This window comes from Nostocoides jenkinsii Ben 74 (assembly GCF_001046875.1).
GTDB lineage: Bacteria > Actinomycetota > Actinomycetes > Actinomycetales > Dermatophilaceae > Nostocoides_A > Nostocoides_A jenkinsii.
On record NZ_HF571038.1, the window covers coordinates 103,331 to 115,972 of the forward strand.

Genomic DNA, 12,642 nt, shown 5'->3' on the forward strand with positions numbered 1-12,642 from the left:
CTCATACCGCCACCGCCTTTCCGCAGAGGCTTTCCTGGGCGAAGCAGCCCCGCAGGAGATCCTTGGCCAATGCGGTGAGTCGATGCTCGTCCGCGGGATCGCGCGGCCACACTGTGATATCTACGTGGCCCACGCGCGCAGGCGCCGAGGCCGAGTTGGCGACAACGACGAGGTGACGGGCCTGCCCGTCGATGTCAGCGAATGTCGCTAGGCCGCCTGGCAATTCGTCGGTGACGAGATACACGACTGTCGGCTCGTCGGAGGCTGGAACCACGTCCGGCAGGTCCAGCGTGATTCCCAACCGGTACGGTGATTCGCTGAGGCTCGCTAGCAGGGACTCCGGCGATTCGAATCGACGACGTGGTCGACCCGCGAGATGCCACTCCAACCGTCTGGCGCGCCCCCCGAGTACGGCATGAATCCCCGTGATTGCCGTTGCGACTTCGGCTAGTGCCCTCATGGCGGAGTTCGTCTTCATTGAGCCGGACGGATCGACAACGACCACTACGTGCGCCCGTTGCGGCTCCGGAACCATCGGCATACCCAGCACCCGACGGGCTGCAGCAGCCATGGCCGCGGCCTCGCGCGTGAGACCCTCCGGGTCCTCAGTTGCCCCGGCCGGGCGGCTGAAGGTGATCCACTCATCCGCGATCCCCACGGAGACCAAATCCGCTATCGGCATACCGCCAAGCCCACCCAACGTCCAGGAAATGCCGTCCTGTCCGACGAGGAGTGATACGTGCACCGGAGGTGTTGCGGGGAAAGGGCTTCCGTCTGCCCGGGCGACGGAGATCAGCATTTGGGGAGGCAGATCGGCGACCGGACGGTTGAACATTCCGAGATAGCCGGTTCCATGCTGTGCCCAAATCCCCTCCATCGGAGGCCGGGCGTCGGTGCTGCGCAGGTTCAATCGCAGCGGCTCGTCTCCGAGAACCGCGGCGATCTCAATCCGTCCGCGGCGAAGTCCAACTGGCTGTTGCCCGAGTTCATAGTTGGTCATCAGTTTTCCTTTTGTGAGGCGCCAAAGGTGGATTGCTCATCGGCCGAAGAGCCGGCCGCCGACGTTGCGGATTCGATCACCTACACCACGACTTCCCGAGATTCGCATCAGCCAGGAGCGAGCGAACTCGTGCACCTCGGTGTCGTCCGGGAAGAGCCGCGCAACCGTCGCTGCCACGCCATCTCGACATCCGGCGAGCGAGTCTCGATCCAGGCCGGAGAAGTAGCGGAGTAATCCCATTTGGAGCGCCGGGTAGGAGTCTCCATCGACCAGCGAGTGGAGCCTGCGGACCGGAGCTTGCGGATCCAATGGCCGAGGGAAGTCCGGCTCGCATGACATGACTCGCATGCCCAGCATGTCGATCTTTTCGTAGCTTGCCGAATCGGTCAGGCGAAGGGATATCAGCGAGCGGAACAGCTCGCCACAACCGGGGGCCTTCCCACCTGCCTCCGGAAGCACATCGTTCCAAAATCCGTGTGGGTCGCTTCGAGCTTCGACCAACTCACCAGCACAGACAAGGTGTCGTAGCCACAGCGGCCCCGCGGTGGTCTTAGAAGCCGCCCAAAGTTCTTTGAACGCGGCCACAACCTGAGGCGCATATACCTCGACCGCTTGCTCAAAACTCTGGGCTCCCCAGGCTTCGCCGCCAAGAATCAGTTGTAGCCACCGGGCGGACCTGCCTAGGCCGTCGGGGCTCTCAGCTACCCTCGAGTCCGCAAGAAGCGCTACCACCTCGCCTCGTTCGTCTTCCTGCGCACCGAGGATCGCGGCGGCTAGCTGCACCCGGGACACGCGGACGTCAGCTTGTATCAACCTCACGACTTCTGCCGGTCGGAGTGGACGTGAATCGGCGATGACGGCCAACAACTGCCCCCGCAGCTCTAACTGGCCCCGCAGCTCTGGCTCCCCGCCAGATCTGGTCACGAGCAGCGCGTCGAGCAGCAACTGGCGCCCCATCATCCGCGCATCGCGGTCAGGTCCGGCTAGGGCCACTAAGGCAAGTGCCTCGAGATCCAGCGGCGATAGTTCCTCCGGTGCGGGGCCCAAGTCGTCGGCCCCGTTCGGATACAGCCAGGCGATAACGTCAGACGGCGTTCGTCGTCCTAACGGAAGATAGAACTGCCTGGCGATATCGTCCGGCCAGTCCGCCAGCGCCGGTCGCAGTAGGCCGGCTCGCGTTTGCAACGAAACGTGCCTCATGGACGTCACTTGCCGACGTAGTTCAGCACTCCCGAGGACTGGCCGGAGGCACCCGGCCAGACCACGAAGCAGCTGGCCGTCACACAAGCTGTCCGGGTCTTCGACGGGCCAGCCAGAGCGAATCAGCAGGTCGGCGAGGTTGATCATCAGCACGGCCGCCATGGGCGTGTCGAGTTCGGCTAGGCGCTGAACGGCGACTGTCGCTTCCGCCTCCAACCCAGGATGGTCTGTCGGCCGCCAACCCGGGTCACACCGAGTGGGTGGCCCACCGGGCGTAGCCAACCAGGAATCATCTGCTAGGGCGCGAACTAAGTAGATCCGTTGGAGAACCTGCGCAATCGGGCCGGGGGCGCAGGCTGACAGGGCCTGCCACGAGTCCGCAGTGGATTCACCCGTATGCCGGCCGACCACGGCCAACGTGGTCGAGAAGAGGTCCGCCTGCCCGGCCAAGGATGGCGGGCTCCCTGAACCCAGTGCCGCGGCAATGGGCTGCGATAAGAACGCCCACGAGTCCAGGCGCTGGGCCATCACCATGGCGAGCGGCCAGAATCGGGAAAGGTCGACATCCCCGACACGAGTCGACACCTCATCGATCTCGCGAAGAACGTTGTAGGGATCGTCGGCAAGGCTGAGCATCCCCACCGACAAGGCCCCCCAGGCTGCCTCACCGCCGGCGGCAGAAGTCCAATCGCGTGGCGTGGCGCCATCCTCGTCGTCGAGAATGGTCAGTTGCGGGTGCTGTTCACGGATCTCGGTCAGATCATTGGATGCAACACAGATGAACTCGTAGGTCACCGGCCGATCGCCCTGTAACGCGCGCGGGCTCTCCCAGACGCCGAACCCGAGTTTGGCAGCCGCACCCGGTGACATGAGATGGGCGACTGACCCAATCCAAAGCGCGCCGACATCGGGACTCTTGACGCCGAGGACGACGGGTCCGCGTGCCCCCCGTGGGAGGGCAAGCTCGTCCAGAAGGACGGACAAAGTGCCAAGTCTCCAGGTCGAAGGATCAAGGAGGAAGTCACACACACCTTGGTAACCGACCACGTTTCCCGGGCGAGGAAGAGCGGGAGGAAGCGCACTGCCGCGGACCTCGGCCGCGCCATACGGAGTTGTCCAATCCGGTGACCGCCAGGTATCGATGAGCCGACGGCCGTCGTGGGCTGGAGCACGATCGAGCAATGCATGGATGAAGACGTTGCCGGCGCGACCGCTCTCATCGGCTCCGGCGGGCGAGCTATGCCATGCAGCCGCACCCGTGGGGATCGGCGTCACCACGAGGTTTCGATGGAAAGTCGCCACTTCATCGGGCGCGGCGAATCGGGGCAGGGGCTGGCCGAAGTCGGTGCGTCCAGGATCGGCTCCCCGCACCAGCAGATCCCGTTCCGTGTCCGTCAGCTGACCCACTTCGGCATGAATGCCGAATCCGCCGCGGCTTGACGTGTAACCGATCTGTCCCGCGGCGTCTTCTTCGCCGGAGGCATACATCAGGCCCACCGCAATTCCGTAACGGACGGATCAAGGACGACGATCCTGCGCAGAGATTCAGCGCCGACTCCAGGTGAGACGAAGAGCCGAACATATCCGCGAGCAACGGGCGATGGCAGGAGCATTCGAAAGCGAGGCGACTGTGGACCTCCGATCAAGGTCTGCGGATGCATCACCTGAGTTGGTGATGCATCCGGTGTCGCATCCGGGACGCACGTCAGGATTACGCCGTCTCGCGGATGCATTGGCAGCCGGTCCTGGTTATACGCGACGACGAACGGCGGTGATCCGGCGGCTTGCTCGTTGGGCGCCCACACCGCCACCCGCACGTAGTCCACCGGTCCGATGAGGCGTCGACGGTGCAATTCGACCGAGTAACGGATCTGCCACCGCTTGGGTAGTGGAACCGCCACGGGTGCACTCACGGAGTCACCGCGTACGCCGGTGAGAAAGACCGCGGCGTCGGAGGGGGGGTTGTAGGCCATCCGCAGACCCCCATGGCGCCGATAGTCTTCCTCGGTCACTTGGTGATGGGGGTTGCCGCTGCAGACAGCGTGAGGTTCTGCCCCAACCGGGCCGATGTAGGCACGGACATACGTGGCGCCCTCCGGCCAGACAAATGTGATGACCTGCTGAGCAACCCGATCAACGAGGCGTGGATCGCCTGGCGCGACGGGTGCTTCTTCAACGCTCGGCCGTCCGGGCAGGGCGCGCTGACCCAGAATGGTCACGGGAACGAAGTGAATGCGTGGCCAGCCCGGCGGCCAGGGCACCTCGGCCATGCGGATCTGATCGTCGCCCATCGGGTCCTGGGGGTTCTTGCACAGCTCGCTGTCGGTCAAGCCCATTTGCGGGAGTGCGCCCTTGTCAACTTCGACCCCCAGAATGCCGGCCCCCAATGGCTCCTTGAGGCGATAGATCTGGACGTCCCCGACCGGCAATGCCGTCCACGTCAAGTCCACCATTCCCGACTCGAATCGGGTTGGCCCTTTAACCGTATGAATGGCCAGGTTCGTGACTTCGCGAATAACGGCTGGCCACTCCAATCGCAGATCGACAGGGCTCGATTGGTGGCTTCCCCCGGAAGGATCTCTCGCCTCCACGATCATGCGATAGACGTATGCCGCGCCGGCCTCCCCGCCGCGATCGACGACACCACCCAGGTTAGGACGATCGGTGGCAATCTCGAAAGCCCGAAATCCGGACGGGCCCGTCATTGCGGGGGGAAGCCGGAACACCTGGACCCTGCTGGCGCCAGGCGGTGCCGTCCAGACGAGGGCGACCTGGCCGAAATCTGGGGAGCCGGACACCTCGTGCACCGGGGCCACCCGGACGCATTCGGCGACAAGTCGAGGCTGCGCCGCCTTCGCGGCGCCGATCGAGTCGCCGGAATTGGCCCAGACTTGAACGAAGCGGAAGAGCCCTCCGATCGGGGCACCATCCTCAACTTCAGTACCCTGGGTGACCGCAAGAAGATCGCCCATCTCGGGCACCAGCGGGCGTTGACTGTCGGACACGACAACCCGATAGATCGTCAGTGCCTCCGACTGGGCCGGCCACCGATAGATCGATCGCCCGTCCATACTGATGTGGTCGACCACGGTGCTGGCCGGCTCGGCCACGACACTCAACGCCTCAGCGAAGCCACGCTCGATATCATCGTGACTTTCGATGCTCCGGAGATCGGACGGCAGCGTCTGCGCGCCGCCCGGTTTGTCGGCCGATACCTCGGCCGACACCTCGGTCTGCACTTCTCCGTCCTCGCGCGCTGCGGCGGCCAGGCTAGGCGGCTCGTGAGCCGTAGACGCGGTGACAGCTGAAGGGCGTGATTCAGTCGCATTGGACGCAACCGAGCTGGAGGTCGAGCGCGGTGCCGTTGTATCCGCGACGTGACCCTGATACGCGCTCGTGGTCGCCCCGGAACTGTGGCTGCCTGACGGCAGAACGGACGCCCCCGGATATTGCGCGGTGGACGGGTACACCGGCGAGGTGTAGTCCGCGGGCGGCTGAACGGTTGTGACCGGCCGGCCGCCAGACAGTGACGACGGCGGGACCGCTTCGACTGCACGTATGGCTGTCGCGAGGTTGCTCCGTGGAACAGTCCGCGGCTGGGCCTCGTCCTCGTCCGTCGCGACGAACGTCGTTGCGGGCGTCGTAGATGACGCAGGAGCGGCGGAGGTCTCCGCCGCAGCTACGACATCGAAAACTTCCTGGGCGAAGGGGGCAAGTGCGGCGACGCGCTGGCCCACATCTGCCGGTCGCTTCATCGCGGGACGAATCAACATGACGAGGTGGTGATCCGGTGCAGCGCCTGCCGCGAGGGCCCCGTCCTTGACAGCGCGATCGCGCCACGCACGAAGGCCGTCTAGGAGGTTGGGCGCTGCTCCGGTCGCTGCCGCCATTCCCGTGAGTGCGGGCGTCCCGACGGGTGCAGCCGCATTGGGGGAAGTAGTCGGGGATGACGTGGCTAGGGGTGTCGCTGACCCCCGACCAATCGTTGCTGCCAAAGGTCGCAGCAAGTCTCCCGTGAGGTGGATGCCTTCCCAGGTCACGCCGAACTTGGCCTGGTTCAGCAGGAAAGAGATGGCGTGTCCCCAACTGGCAACGGCGGAAGGCGGGTTGTCTGGAATCCGACCTTGGGCGCAGATGAAGGACAAATCACTCTCGCTCGGCAATGACGGCATCCCATTGGCAGCCATGAACCGCCGCCACGTGAGGAGGATGCACTGCTTGTTCTCACACACCTGCCCGTTCCTCCACGTTAGAAGATGTCGTCAACGATGGGCCGGACCAGCCGGGTGGTCGCGCCGCCGTTCGATGACCCCACGTTGCCGATCGGGTCTTCGTGCCGGCGCGCCTCAGGACGTAGGTATTCGGCGGGCATGGGAACGGAGATCTGCGCCAGAACGACAGTGCGCGACAGCCCCTCCGACCACTCCCGGCACCAGGTCACGTGCGGCCGCATCAGGTCGCCCGTGATCGCGCTGGCCGAGAACAGGGTCGTGGGGAAGCCAGTCGGTGTTATCACCTGGGCCGTCAGCCCACCAAGGAACTCATTAAGCGCCGTGGGCGCGCCGGTCTCAGTGCGAACCTGTCCCAACAGCCGTTCTAGCTCATCCCGCGCAGTCGTTTGCAATGTGTGAACGATGCGCTCCCACGTCTGGTCGCCAGCAGTTCCAGGGACTCCCTGCTCGGTGAGCGCCTCGACCCACCTGGGCAATAGCACGTCTTCTTGGATGGCTCGCTGCCGATAAAGCAGGGCCGGCTCGTCGAGAAGCATTGTCCCGCGCGCACCGAGGAGGTGACCGGCGCTCCCCAAAAAGGCATCCCATACGGAGTCGAGCCACCCGACCGGGAAGAACTGCCGGCGGAGAGCGCTCGCGGCGCGCGCCACCTCGCGATCGTTGACCTCCGCTTGTCCGAACTGAATTGCAAGCGGGTGGTCGGTTCCCGGCCCCACGTTGGGCCCCGCCTGCGCACTTGCCTGACCTAATGGATCGGAGGCGAAGATCGCCAGCGACTCGGCCCATTGCAGGAGGAGGGCATAGGCGTCTCCACAGCGTCGAGCGTCCCGGATGGCCGCGGCGAGGTTATATTCCGCTGCGTCAGCCTTGCTCAATGCCTCGGCCCGCATGTTCTTCAACTGGAATAGCCGGCGCTGACCCTTAAGGAAGGTCAAGACCGAACTCACCAGCCAGCCGAGCATCCATACTCCCAAGGCGATCCCGGCGACCAGCCACGGAATCACGGCTAGTGCCCCGAGGGTGATCGTGGCGGTGATGAGCAGAACCAGAGCGATGAGCAGGAACCGCAGCCGGGAGGCGAGCCGATTCTGCTCGTGGCGAATGTCGTCTGGGATTCCCGTGGTGGCCTGTGCGGCTTGCAGCACGGCGGTGTACTCGGCTATCTCGGCCAACCGGCGCTCGAACTCGTCCGACAGGCGGAGCGATACTTTGGTCGTATATGTCGCGCTGACCCGCCGCCACCATGCCTGGAACTTCTCCATAGTCGCTGACGCATCGGCGCCTGCGATTGGGTCAGCGGCCAAAGCGCTCAGGCGGGTGCCGAATCGGCGGATCTGCAGCGTGTCGTATGGTGCCAACTCGTCCGTCTCGGTGGCGGCCCGCACTGCTCCGGGAATGTCGGTGAAGGAGTCCGTCGCGCGAGAGGGCGCGAGAAACCGGCCGAACCGGATGATCCCGGTGTCGCTGCCGATCTTGGCAGCGTCCATCTGATCACCCCGTCGGGGCTGCCCGTCGAGCAAGGTCAAGCCACCGGAGACCAAGTCTTGCCACAGGCTATCCATCCGGGAGTGGACGTGGTGCCCGTCTTGCGCCGGACCCAGCGAGTTCTCGAGTGCGCCCAACGCCTCCACTTGGGTTTGCCAGGAGGCTGATTGCCCGCGGACGCCCCCGACGACGACCGCGAAGGCGCTGTTCTGACCGAAGATCGCCCGCGTCGCCGTGGTGGCCACCCACTGCTTGCCGGTGTAAATGACCTTGTTGGCCCACTCCGCGGGTGCGTTCTTGATCGAGGCCCAAAGAAAGCTCCAGAGCATCCGGAACGCCTTCCAGATGCCGAGCGACTCCACCTGCGCCAACTGGGGGTTCTGGCGCGCGCTGCGCAGGATGCCAAGGTGGCGACTCCACAGACCATTGGCCATGTCGAGATTGGCGAGGTCGATGTTCTCGACATACGTGGCCGAGGCCCCACCGGCTCCCAGCACCAGCGGATACCCATCGGTTAGGCCAAGAGTTTGGCGTTGCAGCGCGTCGCGGACAGTCGAGGCGTCAAGACGGCGGGCGAAGACTCGCAGAACCTGGAACGTTGCCCCCGGGGGGACGGGCGTGTCATCGAGCGGCCCGGCCTCCACGCCGTCGAATAGCGCCCCCACAGCAGCAACCGCCGGGAGCGCGAACTGCGCTATGTCCTCGTCGGACGCGGGGCCTTCGAGCAAGGTATGGGGCTTGGTCGGCCCCGCGGCATCATCGGGTGAAATGAGGATGTTGTGCCATCCCTCAAGTGCCGTCAACGCGCCTTCTCTTGCCTCCAGGCGAGTCACGACAAGCTGCACGAGGGTGGTGCGAATCTCCCCTCCCGCTCCGCCGACCGCTGCCGCCAGGCTGGTGGCGTTCCGCGCCGAATCAGCGCCGTCAACCAATTCGCTGGTCAGGGCGACGATGCGCACGTGACGGGGAGAACGGCGGGCGAGCAGGTCTCCGAGGGAGGACACGACAACGTCTCCCGACTCGACCAACCGCGCCTCAATGAGACGCGAGTTGGGCGTCGCCGGTGGTACCCACACAAAGGGGCGAATCAGCCCGGCAGCAGACCAGTCCCTAAGGGCGGCCGGGATCCCGGCAAGGGTTGGATTCTCGGTGACGAGAATTGTCAGGTCGCTCATCGGCATACGTCCAAATCGCTCGCGTGAGGTTGGGGGCACAGGGGCAATGGTCAGAACGTCGCGTCCATGACGCCGTGGGCACTGTTGTTGGCGCCACCGATGCTGGCGTTGGTTGTCATGTCGATTAGTTGTGGGAGGACTTTGTGCAGGTCGGCGTTGAGGTCGCGGAAGAAGGGGACGCGTTCGCGTTGGTCGGGTGAGGTGATTTGGCAGAATTCACCTCTGCCGTCCGGGCGGAAGTGGTCGCTGACGAGGCCGTGGATGGAGTCCAGCCACGCGAGAGCGGCGGTGCGCCGGTCCTCGCCGGTGGCGGTTGGCTCGATTCCGGGGACGCGTGAGCCAGGTCCGGGTGGGGTGCGACCGTCGGTGAGCCAGGTGGCTAGGGCTCGTGATCCGCGGGTTTGGAACATTCCGGCGGCCATGGGGGTCGGTTCGTCGGGGTTGTCGTCCCAGATTCGGCGGAGTGATTCGTAGGGTGCCATGGATTGGCCGACGGGGCTGGCGCCGAAGTTGGCGACCGCGAGGAGGTGGGATTCTAGGACGGCGGGGAGCCAGTCGAAGTTGCGCAGGAATCGTTCCGGCGGTGTCAGGAGGGGGTTCGGGAACGCCAGCCAGGTCTTCTTCTGTGCGTCCCAGACGCGGACGGGCTGGGTGTATGGCGGTGCGGGGATGTCGATTTCGCCGGTGATTTGGCCGAGGAACCACCCGCCCACCATGGCTTGGCGTTCTGCTCGACTCATGGCGAGGGCGGCGGGCAGGGGGCGGCTGCGTCGGCCGTGCCAGAAGGTCTTGCGGGAGTCCGCGGACATGGATTGGGCCCATTGGGCTCGGGTTGGCTCGAGGAGTCCGGAGTAGACGACGGGGAGTTCGTTGGGGTAGTAGCCGAAAACGTCGATCCGCGTCGCTGGGGCTTGGCTGAGGGCCAAGGTCAGGTTCTGGGTGGTCAACGCGTCGACGGAAGAGTCTTGGGTGACGAGCGCTTCCAGTTCGGCGGCGATGGGCAAGCCGGCGAAGGGGATGTCGGAGAAGAAGAAATTGACCGTGGCCGGGCCGTCATGGACCTCGTCGACGACGTGCGGGCTGACTTGGGCGAAAGGGACAGCCTTGGTCAAGACGGATCGGAACTTGCCGACGACCTCGTTGCTGCGTTGACCGCCGCCGGTGTCGACGTAGGCGCGGATGGATTCCTGGACGAAGAGTGAGAAGGAAGACTGTGTCCGGTTGACGTACTGTCGGGCACGGTCGAGGAGATTCTCGGCGCTGACGTGCATCGTGTAGACGGCTCGGGTGGGGATCTGGGGCCGCCCCGTGCCCGGGTCGATCGGAAGCGACTTCGCGACGAATTGCGGGTCGGTTGTGATCAGGCCGCCGGGGGGCGAGAACCCGCCGGCGGTCGCCCATAGGCCCGTCACCACGGCATGGGTAGTGCGGCGACGAGCCTCGGCGATGGGTGGTGGTGCCCCGTCGCTGTCGATCTGGCTCGCGGTCGCCAGATCGCGAAGGTACTGATCGGGGAATGCGGCTGCGGGCGTGAGGAGGACTTCGTTGTCTGCTGCGCTCCAGCGGGCGTCGACGATGACGTCCTCGTCGGAAGGCCATAGGGGATAGAGCGGGGTCGCGACAGTTGCCAGCCCGGTGCGCGTGGCGGCGGCCGCGCGCGCGGACTCGACCTCGCGCAGCGCGGCCATGACCGCCTCATTCATGGGGGCCAAGACGCCGCCGGCGATATCCCCGAGGACCTGGGCTACGTGGGAGCACCACATGCCGCGCGCCGACATATCGAGCATGGCGGCGTAGCGTTCCTTGACTTGGTCCGCGAGATCTTGGCCACGTTGGATGACCCCACGCATGGAAGAGAACAGTTCCCCGACTCCTGGCGGGACTTGCGCCGCATCTGGCGTTTGGGCACCGAGAGCCGAGAGCCCGGCGGCACCGTAGTTGCCGGTCAGATGTTCTTGCAGGACAGAGATGAGTTCCTTGGTGTAGACCAAGCCGTGTTGCGCGATGGCGTCTCCGATAACGGACTCCAATCGCGAGACAAAACTGCCGGTCCAGACGTAGGCGTCGGCATAGGCCGCCTGGCGCGACAACTCGGCTAGTTGGTTGCGCGCGCGACCTAGGAATGCCATGAGCGTCGGCACGAACTGCTCGGACGGAATGCCGGCGGTAGCGACCGGCATCTCTGCCGACAGTCCCCGTTCCACCACCGAGCGCGCAATGTGCGCGGACTTTTGCCGCGGTAGTCCCCCCTCGTAGAGCCACCGCACCAGCGCCTGCGGATCCTGCCCGCCACCCGCGGGCAGACCGAGTTGTGAACACACATAAGGCCACTGCGAGGCGACCATCGCGCGCGCCTGAAGTTGCCCCGAGTTGGGGTTCCCTCGCTGCAGATGGCCACCGATCAGGTGGTCCAGCGCGGCCCGCGCCATGCGTTGCGCGGCATACTCCGCGTAGCGATCACGCCCCATCGACAACGAGGCATAGCCGATCGACCCCCACTGAATATCGGGATTGCTGTTAGCGCCCCACCCAAAGGCCGACACTCGCGTATGCGCGCGCGGAGTGAAGTTCTCCAGAATGAACTTTCGGTAGTTCTCCAGAGCCTTCTCACTGACGGTCAACGCCGCCAGGCACTGTCCCACCCCCCGGTAGATCGTCTGCATGCTCCCGTCCCCGAACGGGGTTCCCGCCGTCCCCAAGAAGCGCCCAACCGGAATCACGCGCGCAAACGGGACCGGCGCGGCACCGGTGACCGGCGCGCCGACCGCCGTCAACAACGCCAGGTCATGCTCATGGGACTCCCCGAGTTGGCTCGCGACGATCTCCCCCAACATCGCCAGCGCGTTCGGACGCACCCCCACGCGCAGCGTCGCAGGAATCGAATCGAACACATCCGGAGAACACATGAACACCGACATCAACGAGCTGTCGACGATCTGCCCGAGAATGCGACAGACGTCCAACGCAATGGAGGCGCCCGTGCCGCCGGCCATCGACGACAAAACGATGGTGTATGACGCCTGCGCCGCGTCATAGGGCTCTCCCAAAGCCTTCGCCGCGGCATACATCTCGCTGGTCGCCTCCGCGGACTTCATCCCATCCACGGCAGCCTTCAACTGCTCCAACAGGCTCGGTGCCCGCGACGCCAGCAAGACCCGCCCCAGGACTCGCTGCTGCGCGGCCCCTAGCTGGATCGGAACGTTCACCCGATCGGGACGCCGGGGAGCCCACGTCGCAATCTCACCCAACGCGTTGCCCGTCGTCACGGCTCGGTCGACAATGCCATACGACCCGACCTGTGGCGCCAACGCGATGTACTTGCCCCCCAGATCCCAGATGGTGCCCAGGCCAGGAGCCAACGGGTCCGGGGACGGCGGACAATCCACGTGGATGAATCCCCACCCACTCGGGAGCTGCTCGATGCCCTGCCGCCGCAAATCAGAGCGGAGCTGGTCCATTAGATAGCCAAGCAACGCCCCGCCGGAGCCACCACAACCAACAAACAGGATATTGCGCATACGACAGAAGCTCCCTCGGAGTCGAAAGTGAA

The 12,642-nt window shown here is 65.1% G+C and carries 6 protein-coding genes and 1 pseudogene; 1 reads left to right on the top strand and 6 read right to left on the bottom strand.

Going from position 1 to position 12,642, the window contains the following annotated elements; all coding sequences use genetic code 11:
• Nucleotide 1: 1 nt before the first annotated feature.
• From BN13_RS00480 to BN13_RS20840, 3 genes and pseudogenes are all read right to left on the bottom strand, one after another.
• Nucleotides 2-1,000, bottom strand: a complete 999-nt coding sequence (locus BN13_RS00480) for a hypothetical protein (protein ID WP_048543544.1) — start codon at nt 998-1,000, stop codon at nt 2-4.
• Nucleotides 1,001-1,036: 36 nt separating this feature from the next.
• A complete protein-coding gene (locus BN13_RS00485; protein WP_157038352.1) occupies nt 1,037-3,184 on the bottom strand; it encodes a hypothetical protein in 2,148 nt (715 codons plus the stop codon).
• Nucleotides 3,185-3,352: 168 nt separating this feature from the next.
• Nucleotides 3,353-3,502, bottom strand: a pseudogene (locus BN13_RS20840) (hypothetical protein); the annotation flags it as partial.
• Between BN13_RS20840 and BN13_RS19040 the strand changes: the two are divergent.
• The gene (locus tag BN13_RS19040) at nt 3,488-3,640 is read left to right on the top strand and encodes a hypothetical protein (RefSeq protein WP_157038353.1); all 153 of its coding nucleotides are present in this window, start codon (nt 3,488-3,490) and stop codon (nt 3,638-3,640) included. The pseudogene BN13_RS20840 and the gene BN13_RS19040 overlap by 15 nt on opposite strands.
• 47 nt (nt 3,641-3,687) lie before the next feature.
• Here the strand turns inward: BN13_RS19040 and BN13_RS00495 are convergent, their stop codons facing one another.
• The 3 genes from BN13_RS00495 to BN13_RS00505 all read right to left on the bottom strand — a co-directional run bounded on the left by BN13_RS00495 (nt 3,688) and on the right by BN13_RS00505 (nt 12,610).
• The gene (locus BN13_RS00495) at nt 3,688-5,439 is read right to left on the bottom strand and encodes a hypothetical protein (RefSeq protein ID WP_048543549.1); all 1,752 of its coding nucleotides are present in this window, start codon (nt 5,437-5,439) and stop codon (nt 3,688-3,690) included.
• A 1,010-nt stretch (nt 5,440-6,449) separates the two neighbouring features.
• Complete coding sequence (locus tag BN13_RS00500) at nt 6,450-9,092, bottom strand: hypothetical protein (RefSeq protein WP_157038354.1); 2,643 nt, start codon at nt 9,090-9,092, stop codon at nt 6,450-6,452.
• A 50-nt stretch (nt 9,093-9,142) separates the two neighbouring features.
• The gene (locus BN13_RS00505) at nt 9,143-12,610 is read right to left on the bottom strand and encodes a tubulin-like doman-containing protein (protein WP_084733471.1); all 3,468 of its coding nucleotides are present in this window, start codon (nt 12,608-12,610) and stop codon (nt 9,143-9,145) included.
• Nucleotides 12,611-12,642: the final 32 nt, after the last annotated feature.